11 protein-coding genes and 1 pseudogene are annotated in these 15143 nt (G+C 55.3%); 1 reads left to right on the top strand and 11 read right to left on the bottom strand.

Annotated features, from left to right (window positions below; translation table 11 throughout):
* Window positions 1–37 precede the first annotated feature (37 nt).
* Together secA and FFI90_RS19655 are read right to left on the bottom strand one after the other, a co-directional pair.
* Window positions 38–2788, bottom strand: a complete 2751-nt coding sequence (gene secA, locus FFI90_RS19660) for a preprotein translocase subunit SecA (protein ID WP_144780460.1) — start codon at window positions 2786–2788, stop codon at window positions 38–40.
* A gap of 179 nt (window positions 2789–2967) precedes the next feature.
* Entirely contained in the window at window positions 2968–3921 is a 954-nt protein-coding gene (locus FFI90_RS19655; protein ID WP_144780459.1) for a M23 family metallopeptidase, read from the bottom strand.
* A gap of 212 nt (window positions 3922–4133) precedes the next feature.
* Here FFI90_RS19655 and FFI90_RS19650 point away from each other — a divergent pair, with 212 nt between their 5' ends.
* Complete coding sequence (locus tag FFI90_RS19650) at window positions 4134–4580, top strand: DciA family protein (RefSeq protein ID WP_144780505.1); 447 nt, start codon at window positions 4134–4136, stop codon at window positions 4578–4580.
* 11 nt (window positions 4581–4591) lie between these two features.
* Here the strand turns inward: FFI90_RS19650 and lpxC are convergent, their stop codons facing one another.
* From lpxC to murD, 9 genes and pseudogenes are all read right to left on the bottom strand, one after another.
* A complete protein-coding gene (gene lpxC, locus FFI90_RS19645; RefSeq protein WP_144780458.1) occupies window positions 4592–5509 on the bottom strand; it encodes a UDP-3-O-acyl-N-acetylglucosamine deacetylase in 918 nt (305 codons plus the stop codon).
* A gap of 322 nt (window positions 5510–5831) precedes the next feature.
* Window positions 5832–6873: pseudogene (gene ftsZ / locus FFI90_RS19640) on the bottom strand (cell division protein FtsZ); the annotation flags it as partial.
* A 96-nt stretch (window positions 6874–6969) separates the two neighbouring features.
* Complete coding sequence (gene ftsA / locus FFI90_RS19635; RefSeq protein WP_144780456.1) at window positions 6970–8205, bottom strand: cell division protein FtsA; 1236 nt, start codon at window positions 8203–8205, stop codon at window positions 6970–6972.
* A 36-nt stretch (window positions 8206–8241) separates the two neighbouring features.
* Entirely contained in the window at window positions 8242–9081 is an 840-nt protein-coding gene (locus FFI90_RS19630; protein WP_144780455.1) for a cell division protein FtsQ/DivIB, read from the bottom strand.
* Entirely contained in the window at window positions 9074–10039 is a 966-nt protein-coding gene (locus tag FFI90_RS19625) for a D-alanine--D-alanine ligase (RefSeq protein WP_144780504.1), read from the bottom strand. Before FFI90_RS19625 ends, FFI90_RS19630 begins: the two co-directional genes overlap by 8 nt.
* 1 nt (window position 10040) lies before the next feature.
* On the bottom strand, window positions 10041–11486 hold the full coding sequence (gene murC / locus FFI90_RS19620) for a UDP-N-acetylmuramate--L-alanine ligase (protein WP_144780454.1): 1446 nt from the start codon (window positions 11484–11486) through the stop codon (window positions 10041–10043).
* The gene (murG, locus tag FFI90_RS19615) at window positions 11479–12585 is read right to left on the bottom strand and encodes an undecaprenyldiphospho-muramoylpentapeptide beta-N-acetylglucosaminyltransferase (RefSeq protein WP_144780453.1); all 1107 of its coding nucleotides are present in this window, start codon (window positions 12583–12585) and stop codon (window positions 11479–11481) included. Before murG ends, murC begins: the two co-directional genes overlap by 8 nt.
* Window positions 12578–13780 (bottom strand): putative lipid II flippase FtsW, encoded by a 1203-nt coding sequence (gene ftsW / locus FFI90_RS19610; RefSeq protein ID WP_144780452.1) that lies wholly within the window; start codon window positions 13778–13780, stop codon window positions 12578–12580. Before ftsW ends, murG begins: the two co-directional genes overlap by 8 nt.
* Window positions 13780–15135: a UDP-N-acetylmuramoyl-L-alanine--D-glutamate ligase gene (gene murD / locus FFI90_RS19605; protein WP_144780451.1), complete on the bottom strand. Its 1356-nt coding sequence runs from the start codon at window positions 15133–15135 to the stop codon at window positions 13780–13782. The genes ftsW and murD overlap by 1 nt, the downstream gene beginning before the upstream one ends.
* Window positions 15136–15143: the final 8 nt, after the last annotated feature.

The following is a 15143-nucleotide window of genomic DNA, read 5'->3' as shown; positions in this document are numbered from 1 at the left end:
CGGGCTCCGTACTCTATTTTCTGTCAACGCAACGTGGTCAGCTCACCTTACCGCAACACTGCTTGAACTTTTTACCGGATCCGCATGGGCAAGGCTCGTTGCGGCCCACCTTACGCTCCTGTCGCACGAAGGTTTCGGGCATGGTTTGCCGGGAATCTCCACCGCCACTGTTGCCCGCTCGTTCCGCCTCACTCTGAGCGGTCGCGCTGGTCTCATCGTGGCGCAAGCGGGCCTTGGCAAGTTCTTGCTCAAGCTCTTCCTTGCGACGCCGCTCAACTTCTTCCATTTCTTCCCGGCTCTGAACCCGAACGTGGCAAAGCACGCGGGTTACATCGCGTTTCATTGTTTCAAGCATGCTCTCAAACAGATTAAACGCTTCGCGCTTGTATTCCTGTTTGGGGTTCTTCTGAGCGTAGCCACGCAAATGAATACCACGCCGCAGATGATCCATGTTGGAGAGGTGTTCTTTCCAGAGTGTATCAAGAACCTGCAAAAATACCTGCTTTTCGAACTTGCGCATGGACTCGGCACCGGCCACTTCTTCCTTGGCCCGGTATGCCCCTACAATTTCGTCCAGAATTTTCTGGCGCAGATTGTCCTCGAAAAGCTTGTTGTCTTCTTCCAGCCACGCCTGGATGGGCAGATCAATCGACATCTCCGACTGCAGCTGAGCTTCGAGCCCCGTCACATCCCACTGCTCGGGCATACTCTGGGGTGGAATGTGTTCGCTGATCAACGCATCGACAACGTCCTCACGGATGGTATCAACCATCTCCGAAACGTCCTCAGAGGACATGACCTCGTTACGCTGATCATAGATAACAGTCCGCTGGTCGTTAGCAACGTCATCGTACTCAAGAAGTGTTTTACGCATGTCGAAGTTACGGCCTTCAACCTTGCGTTGGGACTTTTCAATGGCGTTGGTGACCATGCGGTGCTCAATCGCCTCACCCTTCTTCATACCCATGGCCTGCATCAGGCTCTTTACCCGATCCGGCGCAAAAATCCGCATCAGGTTATCTTCCAGAGACAGGAAGAAACGGGAAGAACCCGGGTCACCCTGACGCCCGGCCCGGCCGCGCAGCTGGTTATCTATGCGACGGGATTCGTGGCGTTCGGTGCCGACAATGTGCAGGCCACCGGCTTCCAAAACCTGATTATGGCGTTCCGTCCATTCTGCCTTGAGGCGAGCAACCTCCTCCTCAGAGGCGCTATCCAGGGCAGCAGCTTCGTGCTCCCAATTGCCACCCAGTACAATATCCGTACCCCGGCCAGCCATATTGGTGGCGATGGTAACAGCACCCGGACGGCCGGCCTGAGCAATGATCTGCGCCTCCGATTCGTGCTGCTTGGCGTTGAGAATCTTGTGCTCTATACGCGCCTTTTTCAGCAGCATGGAAAGCAGCTCAGATGCCTCGATAGACGCCGTGCCTACAAGGATTGGCCGCCCCTCACCCGTCACATCCTTGATCTCATCAATGATGGCGTGGAATTTTTCATCCTGTGTCAGGTAAACAAGGTCGTTGAAATCAACTCGTTGGATAGGCTTGTTGGGCGGTATGACCACCACATCAAGGCCGTAAATCTGCCGGAATTCGAAAGCTTCGGTATCAGCGGTACCGGTCATACCGGCAAGCTTTTCATAAAGCCTGAAATAGTTCTGGAAGGTCGTCGAGGCCAGAGTCTGGCTTTCGGCCTGGATTTTCAAGCCTTCTTTGGCTTCCATCGCCTGGTGCAGGCCCTCACTCCAGCGCCTGCCCGGCATAGTGCGGCCGGTATGTTCATCAACTATAACAACCTGGCCGCCCTGAACAATGTAATCCACATCTTTCTGGAACAGGTGATGGGCTCGGAGCGCAGAGTGCACATGATGCAGCAGGCTGAGGTTTGCTGCGGAGTATAGACTCTCGCCTTCCTCCAGAAGCTGGCGGCTCAGCAGCAGTTCTTCAACCCGCTCATGGCCCGCCTCGGTAAGTTCGACCTGGCGCGACTTTTCATCAATGGTGAAGTCACCGGAGGACTCACCCTCCTCACTGACCTCACCTTTTTGCAGGCTGGGGATCAGCTCGTTAATAGCCAGGTAAGCTTTCGAGCTGTCTTCGGCGGCGCCAGAGATAATCAGAGGGGTACGGGCTTCGTCGATAAGGATCGAATCGACTTCATCCACAATCGCATAGTGAAGACCACGCTGCACCTTGTCATCGGTGCTGAATGCCATGTTGTCACGCAGGTAGTCAAAACCAAATTCATTGTTCGTGCCGTAGGTAATGTCGGCCTGGTACGCAGCTCGCTTTTCCTCCGGTGCCTGACCGGCAACGACCACACCTACCTGCATACCAAGGAAACGATACAGTTTGCCCATCCACTCGGCATCACGGCTGGCCAGATAATCGTTAACGGTTACAACGTGCACGCCTTTTCCAGGCAAGGCGTTGAGATATACAGCAGCAGTCGCGACCAGGGTTTTGCCTTCACCGGTCTTCATCTCCGCAATCCGACCCTCATGCAGGGTAATACCGCCAACCAGCTGCACATCGTAGTGGCGCATGCCCATAACGCGCCGCCCAGCCTCACGTACCGTCGCAAAAGCCTCGGGCAAAAGCGCGTCCAGGCTCTCACCTTCATCGAGCCTGCGACGGAACTCCGCCGTCTTGCCCTGCAACTCGGAGTCCGCCAGATTACCAAACTGCTCCTCAAGCTCATTAACACGCAAGGCTGTTTTGCGCATTCTCTTGATTTCTCTGGCATTTTTACTGCCGAACATCTTGGTTGCAAACTTTGAGAACATAGACCACTACTTCTTTGATTAAACGGAGGAAGCCGGCATTCTAACCTTATTTTGTAACAGTACAAAAGGCAGGGCTCACATAGCCAGGATTACGAGGCTATCCTGAGCCAAATACCGGTGGGTAACGAACCTGATGAAACGGACGGGAATAAAGAAAACAACAGGCAAAGCCTGAAATCCTAGCGGCTAGCTCTCTTGATGTAAGTTTCCGGATTCTCGCTTTTTCCATTACGAATAACTTCAAAGTGCACGTGTGGGCCTGTGGAGCGACCAGTGCTCCCCATCAACGCCAACACCTGCCCCTTCTGAATTACATCACCCACATTAACCTTGATCGTTTTGCAGTGAGCGTAACGGGTAATCAGGCCATCACCATGATCAATCTCTACCAGATTGCCATAGCCATAACGCTCATCTGCGTAGGATACAACGCCACCCGCTACAGAGATGATGTCGCTACCTTCCTTCCCCGCAAGATCGACGCCAGCATGCCAGGTACGCTTTCCGGTAAACGGATCGGAACGGTAACCATAACGAGAGGATAGCCAGCCCCAAGTGATCGGGCGGCCTTCCAGGTACAACTCGTCTTCCAGCTTCTGCCGGGAGGAGACCTGATCCAGCAGCCGCAGCTGTTGCTCGCGGTCCTGCATCTTGTGCTCCAGCTCGTCGATCATCCGCGTCAACTCGGGTGCCGAGAAGGAATCTGCAGGCAGTGATTCTTCGGGGCCACCAACCGCTGCCGGTTGGTTGAAATCAAATTCATCACTGGCAACCAGGCCGGACTCTACAAAGCGCTGGCCCAGAGCATCAAGGCGCAGCAAGCGGCCCTGAATTTCTCCAAGGCGCAGTGTCAGAGCATCTACCTGATACTGTACATTCTGCTGCAGCCCAGCAAGCTCTGCTTTTTGTTCGCCAAGTTTGCTCTGCCACTCTGCCACGAGTTCGGAATCTGAAGGCTCAACGGCTTCTGCCTGGCTTACCGCCACGCTGTATCCGCCCCAGCCTGCTGCTGCAACCAATGCAGCGATGGCAAGCGCCAATGCAAAGACAACCGTGCCATTCAGCGCCAGCACACGGGACTTGCCATGGCTCTTGCCTACAAGAATGATATTCATATTATCTTCTGGTTTCATCAATGAGCTGCAACCGTGTCCTGTAGTGTTGCAGTCCTGAATGTTCCGAGTGGGTCTGCCATCCTTGACAACAACTACGTACTGATAAATCGCAGCGCCCGGTAGACATGCTCAATTACAACAAGGTAAAACAAGAGCAGCGCTGGCACTACGAACAAAACGTGCTGAAGTGTAACCAATCGTTATCGTGGCCGTCGAGAAGAAAACGCCTTATGAAGCGAAAAAATGATCAAAAAATGACCTTCAGCAATCTCGGAAGAACACCGGTTCTTCGAGAACTGGTGGCAAAAGCGGATATACACCATCAAGCGGAAGAACAGGTTATGGCCTCATTACCACCTGCGCTTGTGACTGGCACCCGTTTTGTTTGTTGCCACGAGGGAGAGCTCACCTTATCTGCGGAGAGTGCAGGAAACGCCAGCCAGATTCGTTTCCGCCAGCACGAGATCATGGAAAAACTTCGTGAAAACGAGCTGTTCCGTTTTGTCTGGAAGCTCAAGGTAAAAGTGGTGCCGCCAAGGTTTAATGAAAAACCACCGGCGAAAAAAATACCTCTGAGTAAAGAAAATGCCCGACTCCTCAAAGAGGAAGCCGGGCACACGAAGGATAAAAAACTACGCGAGGTTCTCGAAAAACTCGCAAGCCACGTGCGGGATTAAGGCATCCAGCCTTAAGCCGGCACCGCCAGCACAGGTTTCATGTAGGAGATAGGCGCGGTTTCTTCATTATCAAAAGTAACCACTTCCCATGCATCCTCCTCGGCCCTGAGCTTGCGCAGCAGCTTATTATTCAGGTCGTGACCGGACTTGATGCCACGGAACTCACCAATCAGGCTATTGCCTAACAGGTACAGATCCCCGATTGCATCCAGCACTTTGTGCTTGACGAACTCATCCTCATAACGAAGACCGTCCTCGTTCAGAATCTTGTAGTCGTCTACCACAATGGCGTTATCCACACTGCCACCCAACGCCAGATTCATCGCACGCAGCTTTTCAATATCACGCATGAACCCGAAAGTCCGTGCGCGGCTGACTTCCTTCACGAAAGACGTACTTGAAAAATCGACGGTCGCGGTCTGGGCACGGCCTTTGAACACAGGATGATCAAAGTCGATGCCAAAGCTCACTTTGAAGCCTTCAAACGGCAGGAAGGTAGCCTTCTTGTCGCCTTCTTCAATAGTGACTTCCCGTTTGATGCGAATGAATCGCTTGGCAGCTTCCTGCTCGGCAATGCCAGCAGACTGCAGCAGAAAGACGAACGGGCCGGCAGAACCGTCCATGATCGGCACTTCTGCAGCACTCAACTCAACGTAACAGTTATCGATACCGAGACCAGCCATGGCGGATAGCAAATGCTCTATCGTCGCCACACGAACACCGTCTTTTACCAGCGTCGTTGACAGCATGGTCTCACCCACATTTTCAGCGCAAGCCAGAATCTCGACAACCGGGTCAAGATCGGTGCGGCGGAAAATGATTCCTGAATCTACCGGTGCGGGCTTCAGGGTAAGGTAAACCTTTTCCCCCGAGTGCAGCCCGATGCCGGTAGCACGGATCGTGTTTTTAAGTGTCCGTTGTCTGATCATCAGTTCGTTATTCCGTAAAAATGGCGATATTCCAAACAAAAATCTGGGCGCAGAATATCAAAAAATAAGACTGAGTACCATTTGCCCCACCTGATATTGCCTGAAATTCATGCAACACCGGCCCCTGGCTGTCAGCGCTTTTATCCGGTTCTGGGGCCTGACCATTCAAAGGTGAACCCTTACCGGACGTCAATTGCAACAGATTATCAGTCAGCCTGCCTGCGAAGGAATGCGGGAATATCGAGATAGTCCACGCCTTGCTCTTCGCTTTCTTTGCTCTGATCAATCGCCACATTACCATGTGATACCGCACGACGACGCAAGATTGCAGGACGGTCCAGCTGGTTGTAATCCGTCTTGCCATCCAGAGTACGGGTGTTATCCACGACTTTGGTCGGCTTTTCGCGATCCCCCCCAAGGCCGGTAGCAACAACAGTTACCTTCAGCTCTTCGGTCATTTCCGGATCGATAACGGTACCTACTACAACCGTAGCGGAGTCAGATGCAAACTCACGCACAATGTCGCCAACTTCCGAGAATTCGCCCAGATTCAAGTCCATACCGGCAGTGATATTGACCAGAATACCCTTGGCACCCTGCAGGTTGACGTCTTCCAGCAGAGGGCTTCGAATGGCGGCTTCTGCAGCTTCCCGTGCGCGGTTCTCGCCAGTCGCGGTCGCTGTACCCATCATGGCCATACCCATCTCGGACATAACCGTCTTAACGTCAGCGAAGTCGACGTTGATCATGCCGTTACGGGTAATCAGGTCAGCAATACCCTGAACAGCGCCGAGCAGGACATCATTCGCAGCAGCGAAGGCGTCCAGCAAGCTGGTCTTTTTACCAAGAACAGCAAGCAGCTTTTCATTGGGTATGGTGATCAGCGAGTCAACGCATTCTTCGAGCTCTTTGAGCCCCACGTCGGCCAGGCTCATGCGTTTGCCGCCTTCAAAATTGAAAGGCTTGGTAACCACGGCAACGGTCAGTATGCCCATTTCCCGCGCAACTTCTGCAACTACCGGTGCTGCACCTGTGCCTGTACCGCCCCCCATGCCGGCGGTTATAAACACCATATCCGCGCCTTTGATGGCTTCGGCGATACGATCGCGATCTTCAAGAGCGGACTGACGACCGATCTCCGGGTTTGCTCCTGCTCCCAGCCCTTTCGTGATGTTACCACCCAGCTGAATAATCTGACGGGCGTCCATACCAGCCAGTGCCTGGGCGTCTGTGTTGGCGCAGATGAAATCCACACCCTCAATGTCACTGTTCAGCATGTGGCGCACGGCATTACCGCCGCCGCCGCCAACACCAATTACCTTAATGACAGCGTTCTGTTGGACATTATCGACTAGTTCAAACATTCCCCTTCTCCTTCGTGCTGTTTTCAGCCTTTTTCCAGGCTGTTTATTCAAGAGTGTATTTTCGAGATACCTTCGTTTACTGCCTTCCCGGAACCGTCAGAAATGACCGGTGAACCAGGCCTTCATGCGCTCAAACAGCGAGGGTGCATCTTCACCCTTGAGCACGGGTGCCCGGCCAAGATCCATCTGCCGGAAACCATGAATCAATAACCCGACGCCGGTGGCGTAGATGGGGTTATTAACAACTTCTGTCATGCCGGAGACTGCGTGCGGACACGCCAGCCGTACCGGCATATGGAAGATTTCTTCAGCCAGCTCCACTACGCCTTCCATGGTGGAGGCGCCGCCTGTAATAACGATGCCCGCCGGAACCAGATCCTCAAAACCTGAGCGGCGCAGCTCCGACTGCACGAGGGTGAACAACTCCTCGTAGCGCGGCTCAACAACCTCCGCCAGCGCCTGCCGCGAAAGATCACGGGGCGCGCGGTCACCAACGCTCGGAACCTTGATAGTTTCGTCAGCGCCAGCCAGTTGCGTCAGGGCGCAGGCGTATTTGATCTTGATCTCTTCGGCGTTCTGCGTAGGCGTGCGCAGAGCCATGGCAATGTCATTGGTAACCTGGTCGCCAGCAATGGGAATAACCGCTGTGTGGCGAATAGCTCCGCCAGTAAATACAGCGATGTCTGTGGTACCACCACCCATGTCCACAACGCAGACGCCCAGTTCCTTTTCATCCTCGGTGAGGATCGCGTGGCTGGATGCCAGTTGCTCCAGAATGATGTCGTCGGCCTCGAGACCGCAGCGGCGAATGCATTTTTCAATGTTCTGGGCTGCGTTGACGGCACAGGTCACCAGATGCACCTTCGCCTCCAGGCGCACACCGGACATGCCCATGGGCTCCTTGATCCCTTCCTGGTTATCGATCACAAATTCCTGCGGCAAAATGTGAAGGATTTTCTGATCTGCAGGAATGGCAACCGCCTGTGCCGCATCGATAACCCGGTCGATGTCCGCCTGAGTCACTTCCCGGTCGCGGATCGCAACGATGCCGTGGGAGTTGAGGCTTTTGATGTGGCTGCCGGCGATCCCCGCGTACACGGAGTGAATGCGGCAACCCGCCATCAACTCGGCCTCTTCCACTGCACGCTGGATTGCCTGAACCGTGGTTTCAATATTGACCACCACGCCCCGCTTCAGCCCCCGGGACGGGTGGGAACCAATACCCACCACCTCAATGGTTCCGTCCATCTTGCGCTTGCCGACAATCGCAACCACCTTTGAGGTTCCGATATCGAGGCCGACAATCATGTTTTCCGTTTCAACCGATGACATGTGTTCCACCAAACCGTAGGTCTGAATTTACTGTTTCTATGTTTTCGGGCCGGAAGCAGCCTGTGCTGGCTTCCACTGAACCGCTACACCATTCGTGTAGCGGGCATCTACCCGGCTAACTTCGTCCGACCGTGATATAAGCCGGTTTTCGTAAACCGTTATAAAACGTTCAAAGCGCTTTGCGACCTGATCCCGGCCGAGCACTACTTCAATTCCATTCGAGAGACGAAGAGTCCAGGCCCCTCGCCGCTCCAGTGTCAGCCCGGAAAATCCCAGGCCATGCCCTACCAACTTGTCACTCATGGTCCGCGCCATACTGATCACATCACGGACACGCTCATCTGGCCCCGAAAGCCGCGGCAAACGCCCGGCCACGTCGGGATTGGGCGGCATAAACAACTCGCCGGTGCGGCTGACCAGGCGACCGTCGGTCCAGTAGGCCAGCGGCTTTTTCTCCCGGATGTTGATTTCCAGGCGATCCGGCCATACCCGGCGTACCGCAACGGTCTCAACCCAGGGCCGCTTCTCGATATCGGCCTTGATGTCCGAGAGATCGGTGGAGAAATAGCTCTTGCCTATCCAGTTCCCCGCCTGACGTTCAATAGCTACGCGGCTGTCTCCGACAAACTCACCGTTCACATCAATTGCCAGTATTTGCTGGTCCATGGCCCCCAGCACTTTGCCGGCTGCCCAAGGCACCAGACCCGCTGCAAACAGAATCGCAATGCCCATACCTGCCTGAAGCCAAGGCACCGCTGCCAGAACCGCTCTCAACACACCAAACCGGTCCTTTTCCGGTCCGAGGGAGGTTGCTCCCCGGCGCCGGGGAGGGTCGGACGGTATCGCCCGGCTCCGGATCAGCAGTGTTTCAAGCATTGCCCCCCTCCAGCGTGTCGTGAAGAATCCTTACAACCAACTCTTCAAAGCTGATACCGGCCGCTTTCGCAGACATAGGCACCAGGCTGTGATCGGTCATGCCCGGTACCGTATTTACTTCCAGCAGCCAGAATTCACCTTGTGCATCCTGCATGATGTCTACACGGCCCCAAGTGCGGCAGCCCACTACCCGAAAAGCCTCCAGAGCGAGGTTCTGTAACTTCACTTCATCCTGTGGCGACAGGCCACAGGGAATTCTGTAACGGGTGTCGTCCGCCAGATATTTTGCGTCATAGTCGTAGAACACGTGATCCGTGCTCAGCCCTATTGCCGGAAGTGCAGCGTCCTGCAGCAGGCTGACAGTGAACTCCGGGCCTTCAATCCATTCTTCAATCAGCACCAGGGTATCCAGCGCTGTTGCGGCTTCGTATGCCTCAGCCAGTTCGGCAACGGTGTTCACCTTGCGGATGCCGATGCTTGAACCTTCACGGGAAGGCTTGACGCTCAGTGGCGGGCGCAATTCCCGGACAATCTGTTCGGCGTCCTCTACAGATGTCATGGTTCTGAATTTCGGTGTCGGCAAGCCGCAGCCCGCGAACACGTACTTTGTGCGCAGCTTGTCCATCGCCAGTGCAGAGGCCATAACTTCACTGCCGGTAAATGGAATGCCTGCCTGAGACAGGATCGCCTGCAAAGTTCCGTCTTCCCCGCCACGACCGTGCAACGCTATAAAGACCCGATCAAACGCGGGGTTTTCGACGGTTTTCAAGAGGCAGCCCTGAATATCCATGCCAAACGCATCAACGCCGGCGGAGACCAGGGCAGCAAGAACCGCCTTGCCGCTTTTAAGGGAAACATCGCGCTCAGCAGAGTCTCCGCCCATAAAAACAGCCACACGCCCCAGTGCCCGAACCAATTCCGGTTCGGCCTGATACGCTTGTATCCCGGGATGCTGCATATCACTCACCTGCAATCACTCCTGCTGCTGCCAGCCGACTCGCTACACCACCGATGTCGCCTGCACCCTGTGTAATCAAAAGGTCACCGTCCTGAAGCACGCTTTCCAACAAGCTCTCAATCTTGCGGTTATCGTCTACGAATACAGGTTCCACTTTGCCGCGCCGCCTTATGCTGCGACACAAAGCACGGCCGTCTGCGCCAGGAATTGCTGGTTCACCAGCGGAGTAGACATCCATCAGCAACAAGCCATCGACCTCGGACAAAACCCGCACAAAATCCTCATACAGATCGCGAGTACGGGTGAATCTGTGTGGTTGGTACAACATCACAAGCCGCCGCCCCGGCCAGGCATCGTGTGCTGCACGAATCACAGCCTCGACCTCAGTCGGGTGGTGGCCATAGTCATCCACCAAAGTGACTGTGCCCTTGGGCGTTTGGTAATCCCCATTGACCTGAAAACGCCGCCCAACACCCGCGAAAGCTGCCAGGCCCCGGCAAATGGCTTCGTCGGCAACGCCTTCATCGGTAGCCACTGCAATCACCGCAAGTGCGTTCAATACGTTGTGGCGCCCGGGCATCTTCAACTCGACCGTCAGGTCGCTTCGTCCACCGGGGCGTTTCACAACAAAATGGGTCCTCAGACCGTCTGTTACGATGTTCTCGGCGCGATAATCGGCGTCAGGGTTGTCGATGCCGTAGGTAATGATTGCGCGGGCGATACGCGGAATAATTTCCTGTACATAATCATCGTCGACGCACATCACTGCCACGCCGTAAAACGGCAGGTTGTGGAGAAAGTCCACAAAGGTCTGCTTGAGCTTTTCAACGTCGCCGTCGTAGGTATCCATGTGGTCGGCTTCGATGTTCGTGACCACCGAGATCACCGGCGTCAGGTGGAGAAACGACGCATCACTCTCATCTGCTTCTGCCACCAGATAGCGAGAACCACCCAGCTTGGCGTTGGTGCCCGCGCTGTTCAATTTGCCGCCAATCACAAAGGTCGGATCAAGCCCTGCTTCACCAAACACTGAAGCAATCAGGCTGGTGGTGGTAGTTTTCCCATGGGTTCCGGCCACGGCAATGCCATGGCGGTAGCGCATAATCTCCGCCAGCATCTCAGCACGAGGCACGATGGGCACCCGCCGATTGCGGGCCGAAACCACCTCGGGATTTTCGGAACCTACAGCCGAGGACACTACAACCACGTCGGCTTTGGCGCTGTTCTCCTCCCGGTGGCCGATCTGAACCTCAATACCCATGGCCTTGAGGCGGCCTGTAACAAGACCTTCTTTCAGGTCTGAGCCAGACACTTCATAGCCCTGATTTTTCAGGACTTCAGCAATACCACTCATACCGGCGCCGCCGATACCCACAAAATGAATGTGGCGAATCCGGCGCATTTCCGGCACCTGAAAAACAAGCGGCGGGCTGGTTGCATCAACCATTTGCGGCCTCCAGACAATAATTTACGACTCTTTCCGTTGCATCGGGGCGAGCCAGCGTGCGTGCAGCCTTTGCCATATCCATAACCCGGGCGCGATTGTCCGCAAGGTCACCCAGGGTCTCAGCGAGTACCGTCGGCGTAAGCTGTGACTGTGGTATCAGCACGGCCGCACCGGCATTCACCATTTGCTGGCCGTTTTTCGTTTGGTGGTCGTCTACCGCGTGGGGAAATGGCACCAACACTGCACCAATGCCTGCCGCACACAGTTCTGAAACCGTCAGTGCACCGGCTCGGCATAACACGATATCCGCCCAGCTGTAGGCCTCTGCCATATCTTTAATGAACGGCTCCACATCGGCATCGACACCGTGCTGCTCGTAAGAAGCACGCGCGGCTTCGAGGTGCGTTTCACCGCACTGATGGCGAACCTGCGGCCGCTTCTGTTCGGGCAGCATTGCCAAGGCTTCTGGCAGCTGCTGGTTGAACACCTGAGCTCCCAGACTGCCGCCCACCACCAGAATACGCAGCGGGTTGTTCTGCTCACCGTGTTCGCTTGAACGCCCGGCCATTCTCTGCTCCGGTTCTGGCAGAGTTGCAAGATCTTCGCGCACCGGATTGCCTGTGCACCGGGTAATAACGTCCTTCCCAAAACTTCCGGGAAAGGCTTCCAGCACAGTTTTCGAAAACCGGACCAGAATACGATTGGTCATTCCTGCAACGGCGTTCTGCTCGTGAATGACCAGGGGCGTTTGGGTCAGCCATGCGGCCAAACCGCCGGGGCCTGTCACAAAACCACCCATGCCAACCACGCAGTCCGGGCGGATACGACGCATGATGGTGAATGCTTCGACCAATGCTCGCATCAGGCGGAATGGCGCCAGTATCAGTGCGAGCTTGCCTTTTCCCCTGAGCCCGGAGATGTGAATAAGCGACAGCGGAATGCCCGTGTCAGCAATCAACCTCTCCTCCATGCCTCCCATGGCCCCCAGCCAGTACAACTCATGCCCCTTCGCTTCAAGCGCCCGAGCAGTAGCAAGTGCCGGGAACACGTGGCCTCCGGTACCTCCCGCCATCATCAAAAACCGGCGCGGCTCAGTCATAACGCGCTCCTACCCGCTTACGGGAACCGGTCTTTTCCGTAGCCTGTTTTTCCTTGTCGAGCCGTTCCATCTCAACCCTTGCCAGAATCCCGATACAAACGCAGCTGATCATCAGGCTGGAGCCGCCGTAGCTCACCAAAGGCAAGGTCAGTCCCTTGGTGGGCAGCAATCCGGTGCTGACCGCCATATTGATACCGGCCTGCAGCCCGATCAGCAGCGTAATGCCGTAGGCGAAGCAGGCACCAAACGGCATATGCGCCTTCTCGGCGCGGCGGGCAATTACAAAACCGGTTACAACCAGCACGGTAAACAGCCCAAGCACGATCAATGAACCCAACAACCCGAACTCTTCCGCGATAATCGCGAAGATAAAATCGGTGTGCGCTTCGGGTAAGAAAAACAGCTTCTGTATCGAGTTACCCAAGCCAACACCACCCCACTCACCGCGCCCGAACGCGATTAGCGACTGGGTTAGCTGATAGCCGGTATCAAACTGATCTTTCCAGGGGTCGAGATAACTTACTACGCGCTTCAAGCGGTAAGGCTGGGTCAGAATCAAAACGGCGCCGATCACCACCAGCGTCGCAATCAATGGCACAAACCTGCTCAAGCGAACGCCACTAAGGAAAATCATGCCTGCGGCAGCGGTAACAAGAACCACCGTGGCTCCGAAGTCTGGCTGGATAACCAACAGCACAGATGCCACGCCCAGAACCGCCAAAGGCTTCAGAAAACCCGCCCAGGTATTCAGTAATTCATCGCGCCGACGGACGACGTACCCCGCCAGATAGGCAATCAGACAAAGCTTTGCCACTTCCGAAACCTGCACGTTGAACAACCCAAACGGAATCCAGCGAGTGGATCCATTAACCGTGCGGCCCATAGGAGTAAGAACCAGAACCAGAACCAGCAAACCGATACCAAGCAATAACCAGCCACTGCGCTCCCACCAGGCCACCGGGACGTTGACCGCAACCAGTGCAAGCATGCAGCCCATGGCGGCGAATATAAGCTGGCGAATGACATAGTGATAACCATTGCCCATCACCTCGACAGCCATATCCATAGAGGCGGAAGAAATCATCACAACGCCGATGATCAACAGAGCAATCGAAGTGATCACAAGAACGGCCAGGGGCTGTATTTCACCCACCCACTGAGTCCGTGCGGGTGCTGCCGATAGTCCTGCCTGCATCACAGCACCTCCCCGAGCGACTGCACCAGCGTGCGGAATTGATCACCGCGATCAATATAATCCCGGAACATATCGAAGCTTGCGCAGGCAGGAGAAAACAGAACCCTGTCTCCTTCCAAAGCAAGCGCTTCAGACTTTTTCACGGCTTCCGCCAAAGAGGCGGCCCGGAAGACCGGCGGATTCGGCCCCAGAGTCTCAGCAATGCGATCCGCGTCAGCTCCGATCAGTACGACTGCCCTGCATCCGGTTCCGATTGGCCCTGTCAACGCCGAAAATTCTGCGCCTTTGCCTTCGCCGCCTGCGATCAGAACGATTTGTCTGTCGCCCTCAGGGGCCAGACTTTCTATCGCTGCTACGGTGGCTCCGACATTCGTACCTTTGGAGTCGTTGATATAATCGACACCGTTGAACCGGCGTATGAACTCGCATCGATGCGGTAATCCACCAAATTCACGGGCTGCCTTCTGCATGGCATCCATTGGTAATCCGGCTGCCTGGCCCAGCGCCAGCGCTGCCATGACGTTGCTCAGGTTGTGCCTACCCATCAACTTGAGCTCGCTGGCATTCAAAATGTTATCGAACCCGAACGTTACCCAGAGGCCCTGGTCATCTTCCCGGGTGCTGAACGTTTGCGGATTGACCCGATGGAATCCGAAACAGCTAAAGCGCAGATTGTCCCGTGCCATGGGTGTACTCAGAGCATCGTCCAGATTCACAATGGCATTTTTGCACCCACGGAAAATTCTCTGTTTGGCCTGAAAATACGCCAACTTGTCCGGATAACGATCCAGATGATCGTCACTGACGTTCAGCACCGTTGCCGCCAGCGCATTCAGCTCCGCAGTGGTTTCCAGCTGAAAACTCGAGAGTTCAAGCACATACAAATCAGCGCCCCGGCCAAGCAAATCCAGCGCCGGAGTACCAATATTTCCGCCAACTTCAACTCTGCGACCGGCAGCCCGGGCCATTTCGCCCAGCAAGGTAGTGACAGTGGTTTTACCGTTAGAGCCGGTTATGGCCACCACAGGCGCATCCGCAGCCTCTGCAAACAGATCAATATCGCCCCGGATCCACGCGCCTTGCTCAGCCGCCCGGGCGATGGCCGGCTCAGCTACGCTAATACCGGGGCTAACAATCAACTCGTTAAAACCGGCAAACAGTTCCTGGTCAAACTGACCCAGATAGACAGGAACATCCGGCCACCCGGCACGCAGGTCATTCAACCCCGGAGGCGCTTCGCGGCTATCAGCCACCGCAATTTCACGCCCTTGGGCAGACAGATAGCGCACGCAGGAGAGCCCGGTTTTACCGAGCCCTACTATTAAGGTGCGACGATCTGACGTGATGACACTCATAATCAGTC

It is taken from the genome of Marinobacter maritimus, assembly GCF_007671675.1.
Classification (GTDB): Bacteria; Pseudomonadota; Gammaproteobacteria; order Pseudomonadales; family Oleiphilaceae; genus Marinobacter; species Marinobacter maritimus.
The sequence above is the reverse complement of the archived record's forward strand: the minus strand, read 5'-3'. Positions and strand labels throughout refer to the sequence as shown.